The organism is Fibrobacter sp. UWT3 (assembly GCF_900230125.1).
Lineage (GTDB): Bacteria > Fibrobacterota > Fibrobacteria > Fibrobacterales > Fibrobacteraceae > Fibrobacter.
Genome location: NZ_OCSS01000001.1, coordinates 1,226,358 through 1,244,274, shown reverse-complemented (window position 1 = coordinate 1,244,274; position 17,917 = coordinate 1,226,358). Strand labels below are relative to the sequence as shown.

The following is a 17,917-nucleotide window of genomic DNA, read 5'->3' as shown; positions in this document are numbered from 1 at the left end:
TCAAAAATAGTTTTCCCTAAATTTCAAAAGTTCCGCAGTTCTTGACAAAACTGCGGAACTTTTGTTTTCTAACAAACCCTACCGATTCCCTTTGGCTCTGTTGTGCGATTTGCAGAGGGTAACGTATATTTTCTTTCGCAAATTCCTCTAAGGGGATAAAAAAATAGGATGTTCCAATTTTTAGATTTGAAATAACCACAAGGGGATGCGGACAATAATTTAGACAGATTGTTTGTCCAAATATAGTTTCCGGTAATCCGCTGGGCTCATTCCGTTGAGCCCGACCTTTATCCGTTTCGTGCAAAACCATTCCAGATATTTTTCAAGCTCGGCCTTGAACTCTTCCTTGTCGACTTTTCTCCAATTTCTGCTGTAGAAGAACTCGTTCTTGAGTATACCGAAAAAGCCCTCGCAGGCGGCATTGTCGGGAGTGTAGCCCTTCCTTGACATGGAGCGAGTCAAGCCGTACTTCTTCATCCTCTCGATCCATCCAGGCCATCTGTAATGGCTCCCTCGGTCTGTATGGATAATCGGGGCTTCGCCCTCGTGGAGTGTCGCGACGGCCTTGTCCAGCATCTCGTCGACAAGGGTCGCATTAGGGGACTCCCCGATTGTCCAGCACACTGGTGCCCCGTCGAAGCAGTCGATAATCGGTGATAGGTACACTTTGCCGTCGTGTAGAGGAAATTCCGTTATGTCCGTCAGCCATTTTTGATTGGGTGCATCGGCGTGAAAATTGCGATTGAGAATATTGGGAACGGCGGGTGTGATCTCGCCTTTATACGAACTATATTTCAGTTTTTTGGGTTTGTAGACGATGAGGTTGCCGAGTTTCATTGCGCGTCTGACAACCTTCTCGGAAACTTTCTTTCCGGTTTTTGAAAGTTCGCTGTGGATTCTTCTGTAGCCGTAAGTTTTGTTGGACTCGTCGAATATTGGGACAAGTTCTTTTAGCAACTGAAGGTCCTTATTGTTCCGGTCATTCAGGTGTTTTACGTTGTAGTAATAGACGCTTCGGGACATTCCCAATGCAAGTAGGATATCCCTTAATTTGTAGCGGTTGCGTAAGGCGTTGACAAGCTGTGTTTTTTCCCTGTTGCGAAGGGCAGACAAGTCAACGCCTGGGTCTTTTTTTATTATGTTCAGCGTCTCCTTCAAGAATTTGTCCCTTTTTTAGTTGAAAATCCAGGTCTCCAACTGGTGTAAATCTAGGCTATTAGCGCTTCATTGTCAAGTAATTTCATGCTCTTTTCCCGAAGTTTTTCGACAAGTTCGGGGATTTCCGCATAGCCGTCCAACCGTCTCCAGTTCTTTTCGCGGTGGAGGACCTCAGCGGCCATCCAGCGTTTGAACATTCCAATGTCCCTGTAGCGCTTCACGTTCTTCTCGATGGCGTCGAGACCGTTGAAGGTGGACTCGATTATGTTGGTCGTTATGAGCGACTTGCGCAGGAGCGCGGGGATGCCCAGCCGGTGGACCGTAAGCAGCCTCTCGCCGCCCTCGGAAAGCGATTTGGCGGCACTCGTGTTTATGCCTTCGAGCCACTCGTGGACCTTGAGAAGTTCCCTTCTCGCGTCCTCGTAGCCCACCATCCCGATGGCGTTGTTGTAGCGCCTGTCGAACTCGGCCCGGTACATCTCGGGCAGATGGGACTCGACGTTGCGCCTCTTGTGGATCACGCAGCGCTGGTGCTTGAGGTCCTTGCCGAAGCGGTCCTTGAGGGCGCGGTTGAGGCCCGTCCCGCCGTCGGTCACGAAGATGATGTCGGGGTGCAGGGCGAGGCCCCTGCTCTCCATGTCGGAAAGGAACGAACGGCACATTTCGGTGTTTTCCGAACTGCCCTGCCAGAGGCCAAGCACGCGCTTGTAGCCTTCCGCGTCAACGCCTATGGCGGCCATCACGACCTCGCCGCAGCGATGCATTGCGTCCATGAAGACGGCAACCGCCTCGAAGTCCTCCAGCCTGCGCTCGTTCAGTTCCTTCAGTTTCCTTGTGCATGCGGCAACGACCTTGCGCGACACCGACGACTTGCTTACGCCGAACGCCTCCCCGGCAGTCGAGAACACATCCTCGTAACGCCTCCCGGACAGGCCTGAGAGGCATGCGTGCAGCAGGTGCTCGGAGAACGCGTCGGGGTCTTTCAGACGGGCGTAGATACGCGATTTGACCTCGCCGTTTTCGTCCCTGAGCCTGGGTACGCGCACCTTCGCCTTGCCACCCGCGATGTACACGGAACCACCCTGGCTGGACCACTTCTTGAAGCCCTTCCTGGGGTGGTATGCTGCACCGCCGAGCTGTTCCCTTTCGGCCAGGAGTATCGCCTCCACGAGCCTTGCGCCCATCTCCCTCGACAGCGCGTCAAGGCAGCTTTTCCCCTGTTCGGCAAGGTCGGCCAGAACCACCCCGACACTGGTCGAAATGTCGATTTCTTCGCGGCGGACGATTGACAGTTTGGGGGTTCTTTTTGTACTTTTCATCATGGTGGTTATCCTCTTGCTTGGTGTTTTTTTGCTGAACCAAATTTACAAGTTGGAGACCACCTTTTTCTTTTTGGTTGCAGAAATTTCAACTAACTTTGGGGCATCTTCCTCCTTCAATATGTCAACTTCTAGCTGGAGACTTCGGATTTTCTCGTTCAGCGCCTTCGCGTCTTCGGAAGAAAGATCCTTTTCCTTCTCCGGTTTCCGCTTCGTTGGTCTTGGTTTGTTCTGCAGTCCCATAAGTCCGTATTTTTTATAGTCCTGATACCAATAATAGATACTTGCGTACGTATATCCAATATCTTTGGCGACAGAAATCATAGGTTCGCCCATTTCGTAGCATCTGCGGATGGCCTCTAGCTTAACATTGAAAGGAGCGTGTGGCGGATGTTCTGGAGTGTTTATAATCCTATGGTGTTTTCTTTCCTGATGCGGTTGGCCTTCCTTTTTTATCCACTTGTACAACTGTTTTGTCGATGGATATCCGAGTTTTCGAACGACCTTTGTTGCCGACTTTAAATCATGAAATGTTTCCAAAGCCTTGGCGATTTGATCTTCGGTAAAATGCATGATGCGTCCTCTAGTTGTGTCCAACTATTCGTCCGCATCCCCCAAATCAACCTAAAAGAAGAGCATCCTATGGATAACAATATAATCAAAATTGACGAGGAAAATCTCAAGAACGACCTGAAAGGAGTCATTAGAAAGACCATCGAGGAAACCCTCAACACGATGCTGGACGAGGAAGCCGCGGAGCTGTGCAACGCGGAAAGGCATGAGCGGACAGACGAGCGCAGGAACTACCGCAGCGGTCATTACCACCGCAAGCTTCTGACTTCCGCCGGAGAGGTCGACCTGTCCGTACCCAAGCTGCGCCTGGCCCCGTTCGAGACCGCCATCATCGAGCGCTACAGGCGCAGGGAATCGTCCGTGGAGGAGTCTCTCATCGAGATGTACCTGGCGGGAGTATCCGTGCGCCGCGTGGAAGACGTCACGGAGCTCCTGTGGGGCTCTCGCGTGAGTGCTTCGACGGTGAGCAACCTGAACCAGAAGGTATACGGCAAGATCGAGGAATGGCGAAACAGGGCCATAGGCGGGGAATACCCCTACGTGTTCGTTGACGGCATCTACCTGAAGCGCAGCTGGGGCGGCGAAATGACCAGCGTCTCGGTACTTGTCGCGATAGGGGTGTCCGAAGACGGCTACCGGGAGATACTCGGAGCATGCGAGGGCGCAAGCGAAAGCAAGGAATGCTGGCGCAGCTTCCTCGTAAGCCTCAGGGAACGTGGCCTGAATGGCGTCCGGCTGTTCACATCGGACAAACACCTGGGCTTCTTGGAATCGGCCTCGGAAGTGTTCCCGGATGCGAAATGGCAACGCTGCACGGTGCATTTTTTCAGGAACCTGATGACAAAGATCCCTCGCAACAAGCTCGCTTCGGCCATGCCCCTGCTGAAGGCTACGTACGCCCAGGAAGACAAGGAGGCTACACTGAAAAAGGTTGCCGACGTAGAACAGAAACTGCGCGATATGGGGCTAAAATCCGCCGCAGACCTTTACCGCAAGGGCGTGATGGAGACGCTTACCTACCTCGACTTCCCGCACGAACACTGGCGCAGCATAAGGACGAACAACATCCTAGAACGCCTGAACCGGGAGATACGAAGATGCCCCAAAGTTAGTTGAAATTTCTGCAACCAAAAAGAAAAAGGTGGTCTCCAACTTGTAAATTTGGTTCAGCAAAAAAACACCAAGCAAGAGGATAACCACCATGATGAAAAGTACAAAAAGAACCCCCAAACTGTCAATCGTCCGCCGCGAAGAAATCGACATTTCGACCAGTGTCGGGGTGGTTCTGGCCGACCTTGCCGAACAGGGGAAAAGCTGCCTTGACGCGCTGTCGAGGGAGATGGGCGCAAGGCTCGTGGAGGCGATACTCCTGGCCGAAAGGGAACAGCTCGGCGGTGCAGCATACCACCCCAGGAAGGGCTTCAAGAAGTGGTCCAGCCAGGGTGGTTCCGTGTACATCGCGGGTGGCAAGGCGAAGGTGCGCGTACCCAGGCTCAGGGACGAAAACGGCGAGGTCAAATCGCGTATCTACGCCCGTCTGAAAGACCCCGACGCGTTCTCCGAGCACCTGCTGCACGCATGCCTCTCAGGCCTGTCCGGGAGGCGTTACGAGGATGTGTTCTCGACTGCCGGGGAGGCGTTCGGCGTAAGCAAGTCGTCGGTGTCGCGCAAGGTCGTTGCCGCATGCACAAGGAAACTGAAGGAACTGAACGAGCGCAGGCTGGAGGACTTCGAGGCGGTTGCCGTCTTCATGGACGCAATGCATCGCTGCGGCGAGGTCGTGATGGCCGCCATAGGCGTTGACGCGGAAGGCTACAAGCGCGTGCTTGGCCTCTGGCAGGGCAGTTCGGAAAACACCGAAATGTGCCGTTCGTTCCTTTCCGACATGGAGAGCAGGGGCCTCGCCCTGCACCCCGACATCATCTTCGTGACCGACGGCGGGACGGGCCTCAACCGCGCCCTCAAGGACCGCTTCGGCAAGGACCTCAAGCACCAGCGCTGCGTGATCCACAAGAGGCGCAACGTCGAGTCCCATCTGCCCGAGATGTACCGGGCCGAGTTCGACAGGCGCTACAACAACGCCATCGGGATGGTGGGCTACGAGGACGCGAGAAGGGAACTTCTCAAGGTCCACGAGTGGCTCGAAGGCATAAACACGAGTGCCGCCAAATCGCTTTCCGAGGGCGGCGAGAGGCTGCTTACGGTCCACCGGCTGGGCATCCCCGCGCTCCTGCGCAAGTCGCTCATAACGACCAACATAATCGAGTCCACCTTCAACGGTCTCGACGCCATCGAGAAGAACGTGAAGCGCTACAGGGACATTGGAATGTTCAAACGCTGGATGGCCGCTGAGGTCCTCCACCGCGAAAAGAACTGGAGACGGTTGGACGGCTATGCGGAAATCCCCGAACTTGTCGAAAAACTTCGGGAAAAGAGCATGAAATTACTTGACAATGAAGCGCTAATAGCCTAGATTTACACCAGTTGGAGACCTGGATTTTCAACTAAAAAAGGGACAAATTCGGGAGATACGCAGAAGGACTCGGGTTGTGGGTTGCTTCCCGGACGGGGAATCTGCCCTGATGCTTGTGTGCGCTAGGCTAAGGCATATCGCCACGAAGGAATGGGGTACCAAGAGATACCTGAACATGAAGCATCTTTACGAGATGGAAAAGGAGAACGAGCTGAAACGGGAACAGGAAAAGGACGGAAATGTAGCCTAGATCTGATGTTGGGACAAACTATTTTTGCGAAAAACCCTTGACACTACCTTGCAGAGCATTTCGCAGTTGGCACGGTCGATTGCGCCACCCTTGCTCCATGCGGTTACGTGGTCGGCGTCCATTTCGGCGAGTTTCCAGATCGCCTCCCAGAACCAAGGGGTCACTATCCCTAACGCTGCGGGGGTTCCCCCCGCTCCCCCTCGCAACACAGGGCACGGCCTAATCGGCCACGCCCTGTAAAACAAAAAACTCCTGCCTGATTTTTTATCAGGCAGGAGCAATGTTATTCAAGTTATGTCGTTTACAGCTATGCGGCATTTTCCTCTTCCTTCGTTTCGGTGGGGAAATCTACCACGGTCGTCTCGGGAGACTCGGTCGTATTCTTCCCTTTTCCCTTGCGAAGTTTCAGGTGCACCTTCTTCTGGTCGATGTGGCTGTTCACGGCGTTGATGAACTGGATGCAGCCTTCGTCCTTGTCGAGGGTGGCCTTGCCGATAGCAAGCGTCGTCACGATTCCGAATCCATCGAGGCAGCGTTCGCGATACACCTTGTTGGCGTCGGCCACCTTCGAAGCGATTTCCTTGTTGCGGTTCTGCACCGCCGTCAGGTATTCGTTGTGCTTGCTTTCGAGGTTTTCGAGCCAGGGCTTGAATCCGCAGGCGCTCAACTTGTCATCACCAATTTCCTTGAGGGTATTGATGAGGTTCGTGAAAGTACCCGTGGACTGGTCCTGATTCAGCCTCGTGGGGTCGGCATTTTCGGCAAAGATCTTGCGGAGACGTTCTCCCGTGGCAACCACGCCGCTGTCGGCAAGCGACTTGAGGCTCTTCGCAAAGTTCCTGCAAGAGGAGTAGGCGGCATTGCGTTCGGAATCAAGGCGGCTGACGGCCCTTGCGGCAGATTCGTCGACAGACACTTCAATGAGGTTAGCGTATTCGGTTACAGAGGTGCGGTAGGCTTCGATGGACTTGCGAATCTCTTCGCTGGTGATGCTTGCAGTCTGCTCAACGAAGTACTTGTGGAGTCCCAGGAATTCTTCGTTGCGGAGTGTTCTGTAGTTGAGAGCGTGAATCTTCATCATGATTCTATCCTCGTTCTTGAAGGTTGTCGGTTTTTGTCTCAGGAACTCTTGCGTTCCCTTGTCTTCAAAGATACCGCCAAAATTTCAAAAGCGTATCACCCAAAATGCCCGTTTCCGACGAAAAAACAAAAATTAAGGACAAAGTGTAATTGAGTACAAACTAACTAAAAACTTTGTCTGGGTTGCATTATTTTTTGTAAAAGTTGTGTCACGGCGATGTGTAGATTCTACACAGTCCTACACGCCGTTCCCACTGAAGCCGAGAGAATCTTCCAGCCAGGTGTCTGTCCGCTGCACCGAAAGGCGACTTTTCATCGCTTTTCTGCCCGCCGAATACTGCGCCCACCTCACGGCGAGCGCAGAGAGCCGTCCGAGATGCCGCATAAGGGTCCACAGCGGTCCCGGCAGGTTCCGGCGCAGCACATCATCCTCAAAACTTGCGTAGTGGCTTGCGCTGCCGGGGTCGCCCTGCCTTGCGGCGCGCCCGAACAACTGCCGGTCGATTCTAGACGACGGGTTACATTCCGTGGCAATCACGTGCAGTCCGCCAAGTTTCTTTACCTTGTCAGGTATCTTGATATCCGTGCCGCGCCCGGCCATGTTTGTAGCGACAGTTATCGCGCCCAGGCGTCCGGCACGCTCGATAATCGCGGCCTCGTCGTCGCTACGCACGGCATTTATCACGCGGCATTCAAGCCCGAGAGCCGTAATCATTTCGGCCAGCGTTTCGCTTTCGTCTATATCCTTCGTCCCAATAAGCACGGGGCGGCCCGTCGCATGGACATTCATCACTTCACGGACTATGGCGACCCGCTTGCTTTCCTTTGTAGAGAAAATCCTGAGCATGGAAATCTTGCGAAGACAACGACGATGGTTCGGGACGCAGAGGACCGGGGACCCGTAAATAGTCCAGAATTCACCGAGGGCCTCCTTACCGGTCCCCGTCATACCCGAGAAATTCTTGTAGAGCCTAAAGAATCGCTGGAAACTCATTCGGGCCTCAGTTTCCTTGAGCCCCGAAAGTTCCAGCCCTTCCTTCAGTTCTATCATCTGGTGAAGCCCGCCGTTCCAGGAACGCATGGGCATCTTGCGGCCCGTGGACTCGTCCACGATTACGACCTTCCCCTCTTCCACGACATACTGGCGACCGGCTACAAAAAGGTACCGCGCCGTCAGGGCCTGACGAATCAGGTCCTTCAGGAATGCAGCCTTGGAAAAGCCGCTCGACGCGGGGCCTTCGAGCCATTCGTCCATGTCCGTCAAGAAATGGATTGTGCGCAACTTGCCATCGACAAGGAAGTCGATTCCTTCCTGCAACTTTCCCGAAAGTTCGTAGGCCTGCCTACAGCTTTCGTTAAAGCCCTCGTTCTTGTTCTCCCTAGAAATAATCAGCGGCGTCACGGCCTCGTCAATCAGCACGTTATCAGCCTCATCGACAATGGCGGTGCATAGCCCCCGCTGCACCACGCCCCTGCCGAACTCCCCGCCCTGCAAGCTAAAACGGTCCAGAAGCCGCTTCGAAAAATTCTGCATCTTCCCCATGGCGATACGGTCCCGCAAGAAGTCGGCCAGCACTTCCTTCGCCGTAGAGTAGGTAATCGCGGCGGCATAGCCCGCCCTCCGTTCTTCCGGCTTCATCGCCCCGGTCACGGCTCCCACGGTAAGGCCACAATAGTCAAACAGCGGCTTCATTATCTGCGCGTCGCGGCTTGCCAGGTAATCATTGGCGGTTATCACATGGCACGGCATACCCGACAAGCCGCGCACCGCGGCACACATGGCGGCCGTAATCGTCTTGCCCTCGCCGGTGGACATCTCGGCGATATAGCCACGATAAAGGCAAAGGGCTCCCGCAATCTGCTCCACATAGGGCCTATACCCCATCGTCCGGAAAGCGGCCTCCTGCATCAACGCGAATGCCTCGCAAAGGGTCGAGTCCTTGACGGGGCGCTTGAGCAGGGCGGCAAGCCCTTCTATCCGCCCTTTCAACTCGGCGTCAGACTTTTCCGAAAGACTGCGGCCAAGGCTGTCTATTTTCCGTGCGGTCCGCAGAATACGCCTGATAACGGAACGACGACTCTTGAAACGGCCGACCAGCCTGAAAACAAAGGCGTCGATACCCACGGGAATCTTCTCCACGCGTTTCAACGAAGTAAGCCTATAGTCGCCAGTCAAGTCCATCACATCTTATAATACTTTTGCAACGCCTGCCGTACCTTGCGTATCCCCTGGACGGCCAAGGGAGCATAGCCAAGCTGAATACGAATCTTGCCCGTCCTTCCGTGCAGGCGGCGAACATCCATCGAATCGGGCATCTCGGCCCTTACAAGGTAAACGGGTTCCGCCGTCTGTTCCGAATACCCGTCGCTCTTCGTCTCGACTTCCCCACCCCCGAGCCAACCCAGCGCATTCGAGGGCAAGCGGTCTTGCGCACTGGGGATAGCCATGGCAGAGACAACCTTCAATTCCTTAAATACATCGCCGTGCAGGCGCACCGACGCGCGAACGGGCTTGTCCGTAAACAACCTTGCGCCATCTTCCTGGTTTACCACTGCCAAAAAATCGAACGCGGTCGTATCCAGCAAGATGCCCAGCGAATCGCCCTTGCCTACCCAGCGCCCCTGATAGTCCTCGATGCCGGGCGCACTCCAGATACCGTCCATCCCGGCAACCAGGGCAAGTTCCTTCTCGCTCTTTTCGAGTTCTTCAAGTTCCTGCTTCAATACCGAAAGTCGCTTTTCGAGCGGGTGCATATCCTCGGGGGCCTCGTTCAGTGCACGGTAATACATCTGCCGCGCTTCCTGTATTTCGGAGCGCTTGGCCTCGGCGGCATACTTGATTTCCAGATTTTCCAGGAGCACGAGCGTGTCGCCCTTCCTTACCGCACTGTAGCTTTCGCGGTATAGCCTGGTGGCAAAGCCGCCCTCGTTCGCTATGGTGTTCTCGTAATGACGGGCTTCCAGTACGCCCGGGGCCGTAAACGTATCGGGAACAGGCAAGTAGAACAGCGCCGCAAACAGCAGGGCAAAAAAGGCTACCGTCAAGACTGCCGCACGGTTACGGACCTGCGAAAGCCCCGGCCCCCAGAAAACATACCTGAAAAACTTGCCTACCGGAATAACCACCATGGTAAGGCAAAGGAGCACGCCCATGACAAACGAGAGAATCAGGTAGTGGGCCGATATGGCGACAATGAACCCCGCAAAAAGGAAGAACCTGTAGACAGCGCTGGATATCCCGTAAACCGTGTATATCAGCTTCTCGCTCGCCCTGAAGGCGACCGGTTCCGCGTCGCGCTTACGGAAGGCATATCGTTCCAGAAGGTACTGCAGGTGCCGTACGGAATGCTGTTGCAGGTTCGGCATGTCCAGCAGGTCGGTCAATATGTAGTAGCCGTCAAAGCGCATGAGCGGGTTCACGTTGAACAGCACCGTAGAGACCGAGCAGATGATGAACACGTTGTAGCAGAGCGCGCGGGCCGTGCCGCCGCCCAGGTTCGCCCAGAGTATGAGCGCCACCGAGGCTATAAAGAACTCGAAGAGCATTCCCGCGGCCCCCACAAAGGCGCGGTGACGCTTCTTGCGGAAAGACCAGCTCGCCGTGGCATCTACATACGGCAGCGGCGCAAGGAGCATGAACATCACGCCCAGCGTGTGGACCTCGCCGCCATATTTCTTGACGACGCTCGCATGCCCGAACTCGTGGAACAGCTTCACGAACACGGTACACACGTACACCCAGCCAATGTTCGACGGGGCGAGGAACCCCGCGCTCTGGTCCTTGAGTGCGTCGAAGTTCTCGACACCGTACTTGACGGCGACAATGACCGTCGCAAGCCACACCAGCATCATCGGCGTACTGAGCAGGATGCGGATTAGCCACCGCAAACGGTTTAGGAGCGGGTCGGGGTCGAATACCGGTATTCGCAGGAAAAAGATATTGAGCAAGGTGGACTTGACCTTCTTGCGGGTCTTTTTCTTGTCGCGGTCGAAAAGTTTCGTGCCATCTTCCACGCCGTCATAAAGCAGCATGTTGGCCTGGTAAAGCTGCGCGAGCATCTCGATGACTTCGCCCTGGCCCGGGATGTCGCCCTCGCCGCTTTCCAGCATGCTGTTCCAAATCTCGCCCACGGTCCTACTCACGGAAAGGCGAGAAACAAAGGAATAGGCCCCCTGCGGCAGGCGGAAATACTGGTTGGTGAACGGCTCGTAGAGCACATACCACAACACGCCACGATACATCTGGCGGTGAATGCGGACGCTCGAACGGAGAGCTATACGGCTCCCCGCGAGACGGTACCACGACTCGTGGAAAATCTTGCGCTGTTTATCGAGAGGCATAGTTTTCCCGTGCCAGACGCTACTGCGCGATGGATACTACCACTACGGTGTCTTCTTCCGCTCTGAAATAGATCTCGAAACAACCGTTTTCGCCATTCGGCTGGTCCGGCACATCCACCGAGTACCACCACGTGCTCGGAATATCCAGGTGCAGCGGTCCGGTAGCAGTTTCAAGGTCAGCATCGATAGCCGGGAACCGGCCCTGACTACCGATAAAGATAAGTTTCAGGTTGGGGACATAGTTTGTGTCACGGTAGAACTCGTGGAAAACGACCTTCACAGTTTCACCGGCAGTAAGGAACAGCGGAGTTTGCATGTCGTACGACTCTATGGTCGTTATGCTAGGTTCATCGCCCTGTCCGTTGCCGGTTTCGCCGTCCCCGGTTTCACTGCCTTGCCCGTTGCCGGTTTCACCGTTCCCGGTTTCGCCATCCAGGGGCTGATTATTGTTGTCGTCGGGCTCCGTCTGGTTATTGCCATCGTCCGGTGCCGTTTCAGAACCGGCAAATTCGATGTCCGGGACTTCGAATCCAGTTGCAGTCAGATTTCCGTTGAACACGAGGTTCTTGGACGATTCGTCATACACGTGGTCGCCCGTGTCGCCAGCAGTCTCAAGGGCTATGCCCTCGATACGCCCCTGCCTTACCTGGTCTTGCATCTCGTTTACGCTCATACCGGTGTCGCCATCGACGAAACGCCGCCTCTGTGCCTTGGTATAGTCGTTGTCCTCAAGGACAATCTCAACATTCTGGCTGAACACGCCGACAGGATTGTTGTGCTCCACCTTAAGCGATGCCCTGTCACCAATAACCACGTCGTCACCAGCACCGGAATAGACTTCGTCAATTCCTTCACCACCTACGACGACATCGCGGTCCTTGCCAGTCACAATCGTATCGCCAGCTCCCTTCACTACATTGCCGTCAGTCATTGCAACCGATTCCGATGTAATTACCCTGTTCCTGTAGTCGGCTACGTTCTCGTCACCCGCGAACGGGATATCCAAATCAAAGAGCAACCTAGCCTCGTCACCAAAAACAAGGTCCTTGTCGTGGTCGCCACCAACTTCGATAGCCTCGGTCGGCAGAGAGCTCTTCACAATCTGCACACCGCTAAATACGGGAATATTGTTCCACTTCGCATCTCCCATGGTGGAATCATAACGGCTGATGCTTACCGTAAGCGAACTAGCCTTCACATTGCGGAACACAACATAGTTGCCAATCATCGTAACATTCGGTGTTATGCCAGATGCAAGAGCCCCCTTCTGATAGCTGGTACAGGTGACCTGCTTGTATTCCCCATCGAAACAGTCGCCCATCCAGTCGTTAAGGAAGTAGGTCTGGCCGTTGCTACCCGTAATCTTGAAAATATAGTCGTAACCGTCGCGCTCGTTGTCAATTCCGCTTATGTAAACATAGACATCGCGTGGATCGCTCTCGCTTGCGGGTATGTTGGAGAGTTCAAGCGTAAGCGTGTCATGGGCCTGACCGCAGACATAGGTCTTGAACATTTTATTGTTGCCGGTGTCAGCATCCATGGACGCGTTAACCTTTTCTGTCGGGGCGTCGTTATTGCCGTTGATATGGTAACGGAAATGCACATCCGTCGGGTCCTGTCCGAATTCCCTCTGCTGCGAGCCGGCCTGGTAAACATTGTGCCAGTTCGAATCGACAACGACACCGGCAGACTCGCCCTGCCGCATAAGCAGGCTTTCCGGCGTGGAGATATCCACGAAGTTGAGCGACACGACATCAACCCCATCAAGGGTCCCATCAGCGGTGGGAGTCGCAGAAGCATCAATCTTGTCGACACCGAGGCCGCCCACCACCGTATCATCACCGTCGCCAGTCAAAATGGTGTCGTCATAGGTGGCAGACATGTCAGTCGAAATGACGGATTCCGCGGTCGTTATCGTGGATGCCGTAGTGGCGGCGTCATCGCGGTCGGTGAACAGCATCTTGGCATTGTCGCCAAACACCACGTCGTTGTCATTAATGCCATAATGTTCGTCGCCATAAGTATTGATTTGGTCATTGCCTGTCCCGCCCACGACGATATCGTCGCCACCGGATGTCCTGACGGTATCGTTTCCGCCATAGGCGATATCAGTCGATGCTGCCACGTCCTGCTTGTGGTGGCGACCGCGCACCTGTATGCCCGCAATGCCAGCACGGTCCTTGCCGTTCTGGCCGTTGCTGGGGTCGCCATCAGTAATCTCGACATGGAACCGGTCTCCACTGATACCCTTGAATATGACGCAATTGGCATATACCGGATTACCCGCGGTATCCCTTGCATTCCTGGCCTGTTCGGCAGTCGTAGCCGTTGGATTTGTAGTTTTTTTAATAGTGGGTTCATGAACAACCATATTCATTACCGGTTAAGTTAAAATATATCCTTTTTTCTTGTTAAGTGGTATACCCTTGTGGTCTAGGCAGCCTGTTTTGACAGCCTATATTCCACCGGTGTCATGTAACCGAGCGAACTATGGAGCCGTTTCCGGTTGTAGAACAGCTCGATGTACCTGAAAACGGCCTCCCGCACGTCTTCGATGTCCTTGAAGTCTCGCCTGTAGGCCATCTCCTTCTTGAAGCTTGCGAAGAAGCTTTCCATGCAGGCGTTGTCGTAGGGGCAGCCCGGGGCGCTCATCGAGGGCGTTATCCCATTCTCCGAGAGCATCGTGCGGTAGCCCATGCTGCTGTACTGCACGCCACGGTCGGAATGGAAGATTAGTCCGTCGTGATGGCCGCGTTGCATGATGGCATTGGACAACGCGCGCTTGACAAGTTCCGTGTCGATGTTCTTGCTCACGGCATAACCCACCGCCTCCTTGTTGCATAGGTCAAGTACCACGGCAAGGTACACCCAGCCAAGCGTAGTCTTGACGTAGGTGATGTCGCCGGCCCAGACGGCGTTCAGACTGTCGGGATCGAACTTCCGCTGCACCAGGTTCTCGCTGTACATGGAGTCACATTTGCCCTTGCGGTAGGGTTTCCATTTCTTGAGCGTGACCGGATAGAGACCGTTCTCGCGCATGATGCGGCGCAGTTTCCACACCTTTACCTCGACACCCTTGTCTTGGAGTGCCGCCAGCATCTTCGGGCAACCGTACACGCGGTGGTTTTCTTCGAAGGTGTCGCGGACCTTCTGGACAAGCCGTTCTTCACGGGCCTTGCGTTCGGCCCTTGCCGTTTCCTGTTTTGACCACTGGTAGTAGGAACACTGCGGTATTCCTAGAGCTCTGCACATCTTCCTGACTGAGTATTTCTTGCGGTTCACGTGTATCGCCTCGCATTTCAGTCGTGTGGTCGCATAAAGATGTGCAGGGATTTTTTTAGGATCTCTACCGTCTCCTTCTCGTCCGCGAGTTCCTTTTCGCGTTTCTTCAGGAGCTTCTCCAGTTCCCTGTTCTTGGCGGCGAGTTCCTCGACGGACACCTTGCGGATGCGCCGTTCCTCGCGATAGCTCGGCAGGTTGTGTTCCTTGCGGTACTCGTTTACCCACCTACCGACCGTATTTGGCCCTATTCCGAGTTCCTTGGCTATCTGATTTGCGGACTTTTCGCCTTTCAGGACCAGTTTGATGACTTGTTCCCTTGTCTCGGAGTTGTAGTTGACTTTTGCCATTGTTTTACCTTTTTGGGGTTGCGCAATGAATATAGTAGCTTATGCTACCCTCTTATTAAACTCCTGCATGGTCCATGTGGTCTTTACCTGCATAATCAATCGTTATAGTCGTCCCGACGAGGTAAGTTTCAATCTTTTGCACAACTTCAAGCAATGTCGTACTTGAAGAAATATTACCCAAATCAACACGAATCGACGACCCATTCTTTGGAGCAATTACAAAATCTTCTGAATCCGAACTCACAGCCGTAGAATCTTTTTTGATACTCAACGTATTGGCAGAAGTAAATACGAGATTCGTCCCATCAAAACTTAAGGAGATGTCCGTTCCTGTAATTGAAGATTTAACTTTCTGATACACACTCGCAACGGTATTGCACTCCGAGACATCAATTTCCAGTGAATCAATCGTAATTTTGTCAACATCTTTTTCTGCATCAAAGGTACCAGACACACGCATATCCTGCACCATACAAGTGCATCCATCCACCGAGCAGGATTCCAGGCTATACGGCGACGTATTCTTCATCTTCTTTGCATCACAGCCAAAGCGTATCTCGTATTCCCCAGCGGTAGACGAGTCCCTTACATAAACGACATATATTCCGTAGGTACTCTCCTTAGAAGTACCATTATTTTCATTTTGAAACGTCGTCTTTCTCAAGAACAATTCCAAGGCACGCTGTAAATCCTGGCTTGTAACGCCTGATACACTCAGGTCACAAATGTCCTTAAGGACAATTTCCACCGAGTGCATTGTTCCGGTCTTTTCTTTGAAATCTAATTTTAACTTGTTCGTTGCCGAACTAACATTTACTAGGCAAGTTGCCTGCACATCGTTTCCGCTTAGGTTCAAATCATAAAGACTCTTTTCTGCAGAACCAACCTTGGAGCTTTTTACGGCAAAACCAGAATCACCGTAAATATACAGTCGGTTATCTATAAAATCATAGTTCAGTGTTTTGTCAGAATTGTCCTTAAATTCAAACGCTGTCGAAGCATCATAAGTATCTTTTGCTATCTTGACGGTATAATAATTCTCGTTTACCGCAGTGGTCACACCCGAGAAAGCATCTGCAAATACGGTTTCACTGTCCTCAAGCGTTTCTCGCTTAAACTGAACATCCATGTCAAAAACCAATTGAACACCTGCCTCAAAACTAGCATTGCCACTGGTTTTCACATTGGCAAAGGACCCTTCGCCAAGCATGGCGCCAAGAGAAAGGTCTATATCCCTTTTGAAGTTTACATCCATATTAAAGAGGAAATTGATCCTCCTTATTTGATTGACACTTCCGCTTGCAACATTGGATCCGGAGACTACATTGTCCAATTCATCATACAAAGTCATGGTAATCAAATTCGTAGGCGTCGCAGCATCCCCGAATATTGAAGTCCATTTATTGTTCAGTTTTTCAACAAACTCATCCAGGTTTTCAAATGCTCCCTTGTAGAAAGTTTCGTTCTTGTCAAGTAACTCAGATTCAAAGTTCTCTAGCATTTCGGCATAGTCAATTATTGAACCTAAGGAATCCTTGGCAATAGATCCAAGCGTTTCAGCAGAAGTCCCTTTTGTAATTTGATTCCGCAGTTGGAACAAAAGAGTTTGAATGGCCATTTCAAGTCTATTGACAAGGTTGCTGCCGGTAATGTTTGTATAATCCTTTAATGCGTCGGGGTATTCCCATTCACCCGTCGCGATGTCATACTTGAAGGATTCCGCACTCCCCGAACTCGTATTATCATATTCAAAAATTCCAACTGCACTGGCCGAGTTTCCCGACTTAAGGGTCACCTTGTCGAAGCCTAAACTAATATTCGATGATGGTCCAATCTTGTAATCAGAGCCATCGGCAACAATCTCGACAAATGCGTTAAAGTTGGCGTTTTCAAGATCCACATAGAACAAGCCCGTATTCACCGCCATGGAAGACGTCGCGGAGACGTTCAACTTAACGCTTTCGACACTGGGGTTATCCTTGTTGCTCAAATCCATAGTAAGTACCAAGTCGCCAGCAACATTGCTTACCTTAAACAGACCCATATCCAAATCAGAAGACATAGATTGCTGCAACTTGAATTCCAGTTTTGTCCCATTGAGTGTAATACCAGAAGTAACCCCAATGAACTTGTTTACCATATTGCTAAATAAGTCCGCATCGACAGCCACAGCAGGGTCTGTCGATGCAGCCAAATGGTACATAGCGCAGGCCTTGGCTATATTTCCCTTCAGGGAATCGAGGTTCGAAAGCGAAAGATTTCCCGGCAGTTTGACCGTATTTATCTTTTGAATGACGGAATCCAGGTCGAATACAGATGAATTGAAGGAAACATCCGGGAACGTTACGTTCGGATTCTGGATACTGGATACCTTGAGGTGCGAACTAGAATCGACCGAGAAAAGGGACGACGGAAGATTGGTTATACCGAATTCCAGGTCCACATCGACTTTGTTGCCGTTGGTCTTGTCAACCGACACCATAAGGTCATTTTTATCGTCAAGGTCCTTTTCCTGAATGCCGATTCCCATGAAAGTCGCTGCAGCGCCTAGATTTTCAACGCTCACACCGGCTTTATTCAAGGACGCAGTCAGATCACCATTAGTATCAACCGCCAAATCAAGTTTTACCGAAGCATCTGCAGAAACCTGATTCGGGATTACCAAGCCCGGCACGCCAGAAATGTTCATATTTCTTGTCGAGGAGAATTCAAGAATTCCCGATGTATAACCCACATTTATTTCTGAGCCCTGGATTTTATCACTAACAAATTCACCAACAGCATCTTGAAGGCTCTGCCCTTCCGCCTGTGTAAAGGAGCTCCAATCTATTGAATTAATCGCCGCATTGACAAGCGCCTTATAATCATTAAAATCACCCACAATCTGCTGTTTGAGTCCATCAACCTCGTCTTCAGCCGGATTTGCCGTAACACTATCAAAAGATTCAATAGCATCGATGGCCCCAGTCAATATATCACTATGGGCGGCCATAAGCAGGCGCGGTTCAAGGGGTTCAATATTGAAATTTCTCTGCGAGTTTTTTTTGGAAGTTTTCTTGGACATGTTGATTATCTTGGATATTTTTGTCATTGA

12 protein-coding genes and 2 pseudogenes are annotated in these 17,917 nt (G+C 52.4%); 3 read left to right on the top strand and 11 right to left on the bottom strand.

Annotated elements, in window-relative coordinates; genetic code table 11:
- Positions 1-219 precede the first annotated feature (219 nt).
- The 3 genes from CRO08_RS05335 to CRO08_RS16675 are packed head-to-tail and all read right to left on the bottom strand — an operon-like array spanning position 220 to position 3,050.
- Entirely contained in the window at positions 220-1,158 is a 939-nt protein-coding gene (locus CRO08_RS05335) for an IS3 family transposase (protein WP_097035341.1), read from the bottom strand.
- A gap of 50 nt (positions 1,159-1,208) precedes the next feature.
- Complete coding sequence (locus tag CRO08_RS05330) at positions 1,209-2,480, bottom strand: IS256 family transposase (protein WP_097034567.1); 1,272 nt, start codon at positions 2,478-2,480, stop codon at positions 1,209-1,211.
- Between the two features lie 42 nt (positions 2,481-2,522).
- Positions 2,523-3,050: a transposase gene (locus tag CRO08_RS16675; RefSeq protein ID WP_141398250.1), complete on the bottom strand. Its 528-nt coding sequence runs from the start codon at positions 3,048-3,050 to the stop codon at positions 2,523-2,525.
- A gap of 69 nt (positions 3,051-3,119) precedes the next feature.
- Between CRO08_RS16675 and CRO08_RS05320 the strand changes: the two genes are divergently transcribed.
- From CRO08_RS05320 to CRO08_RS05310, 3 genes and pseudogenes are all read left to right on the top strand, one after another.
- On the top strand, positions 3,120-4,166 hold the full coding sequence (locus CRO08_RS05320; RefSeq protein WP_176495069.1) for an IS256 family transposase: 1,047 nt from the start codon (positions 3,120-3,122) through the stop codon (positions 4,164-4,166).
- 85 nt (positions 4,167-4,251) lie between these two features.
- A complete protein-coding gene (locus tag CRO08_RS05315) occupies positions 4,252-5,523 on the top strand; it encodes an IS256 family transposase (protein WP_097034567.1) in 1,272 nt (423 codons plus the stop codon).
- A 49-nt stretch (positions 5,524-5,572) separates the two neighbouring features.
- Positions 5,573-5,773 (top strand): annotated as a pseudogene (locus tag CRO08_RS05310) (hypothetical protein); the annotation flags it as partial.
- Here CRO08_RS05310 and CRO08_RS17565 read toward each other — a convergent pair.
- From CRO08_RS17565 to CRO08_RS05270, 8 genes and pseudogenes are all read right to left on the bottom strand, one after another.
- Positions 5,770-5,913: pseudogene (locus tag CRO08_RS17565) on the bottom strand (HNH endonuclease); the annotation flags it as partial. The pseudogenes CRO08_RS05310 and CRO08_RS17565 sit on opposite strands and share 4 nt — an antisense overlap.
- A gap of 167 nt (positions 5,914-6,080) precedes the next feature.
- Positions 6,081-6,854: a DUF6261 family protein gene (locus tag CRO08_RS16945; protein ID WP_097035337.1), complete on the bottom strand. Its 774-nt coding sequence runs from the start codon at positions 6,852-6,854 to the stop codon at positions 6,081-6,083.
- A gap of 237 nt (positions 6,855-7,091) precedes the next feature.
- Positions 7,092-9,035 carry a hypothetical protein gene (locus CRO08_RS05295; protein ID WP_097035336.1) on the bottom strand — a complete coding sequence of 648 codons (1,944 nt, stop codon included), beginning with the start codon at positions 9,033-9,035 and terminating at the stop codon, positions 7,092-7,094.
- Entirely contained in the window at positions 9,035-11,194 is a 2,160-nt protein-coding gene (locus CRO08_RS05290; protein WP_097035335.1) for a hypothetical protein, read from the bottom strand. The genes CRO08_RS05295 and CRO08_RS05290 overlap by 1 nt, the downstream gene beginning before the upstream one ends.
- A gap of 19 nt (positions 11,195-11,213) precedes the next feature.
- Entirely contained in the window at positions 11,214-13,571 is a 2,358-nt protein-coding gene (locus CRO08_RS05285) for a hypothetical protein (protein ID WP_097035334.1), read from the bottom strand.
- 56 nt (positions 13,572-13,627) lie between these two features.
- The gene (locus CRO08_RS05280) at positions 13,628-14,476 is read right to left on the bottom strand and encodes an IS3 family transposase (protein ID WP_176495016.1); all 849 of its coding nucleotides are present in this window, start codon (positions 14,474-14,476) and stop codon (positions 13,628-13,630) included.
- A gap of 17 nt (positions 14,477-14,493) precedes the next feature.
- Entirely contained in the window at positions 14,494-14,823 is a 330-nt protein-coding gene (locus tag CRO08_RS05275) for a transposase (protein WP_073321178.1), read from the bottom strand.
- Between the two features lie 55 nt (positions 14,824-14,878).
- A complete protein-coding gene (locus CRO08_RS05270) occupies positions 14,879-17,914 on the bottom strand; it encodes a hypothetical protein (protein WP_097035333.1) in 3,036 nt (1,011 codons plus the stop codon).
- Positions 17,915-17,917 lie beyond the last annotated feature (3 nt).

What these genes read in the sequence shown, in the direction of transcription:
- CRO08_RS05285 (WP_097035334.1), bottom strand. Translation starts at nt 13,571, where the DNA reads ATGAATATGGTTGTTCATGAACCCACTATTAAAAAAACTACAAATCCA.
- CRO08_RS05290 (WP_097035335.1), bottom strand. Translation starts at nt 11,194, where the DNA reads ATGCCTCTCGATAAACAGCGCAAGATTTTCCACGAGTCGTGGTACCGT.
- CRO08_RS05275 (WP_073321178.1), bottom strand. Translation starts at nt 14,823, where the DNA reads ATGGCAAAAGTCAACTACAACTCCGAGACAAGGGAACAAGTCATCAAA.
- CRO08_RS16675 (WP_141398250.1), bottom strand. Translation starts at nt 3,050, where the DNA reads ATGCATTTTACCGAAGATCAAATCGCCAAGGCTTTGGAAACATTTCAT.
- CRO08_RS05295 (WP_097035336.1), bottom strand. Translation starts at nt 9,035, where the DNA reads ATGGACTTGACTGGCGACTATAGGCTTACTTCGTTGAAACGCGTGGAG.
- CRO08_RS05315 (WP_097034567.1), top strand. Translation starts at nt 4,252, where the DNA reads ATGATGAAAAGTACAAAAAGAACCCCCAAACTGTCAATCGTCCGCCGC.
- CRO08_RS05270 (WP_097035333.1), bottom strand. Translation starts at nt 17,914, where the DNA reads ATGACAAAAATATCCAAGATAATCAACATGTCCAAGAAAACTTCCAAA.
- CRO08_RS16945 (WP_097035337.1), bottom strand. Translation starts at nt 6,854, where the DNA reads ATGATGAAGATTCACGCTCTCAACTACAGAACACTCCGCAACGAAGAA.
- CRO08_RS05320 (WP_176495069.1), top strand. Translation starts at nt 3,120, where the DNA reads ATGGATAACAATATAATCAAAATTGACGAGGAAAATCTCAAGAACGAC.
- CRO08_RS05330 (WP_097034567.1), bottom strand. Translation starts at nt 2,480, where the DNA reads ATGATGAAAAGTACAAAAAGAACCCCCAAACTGTCAATCGTCCGCCGC.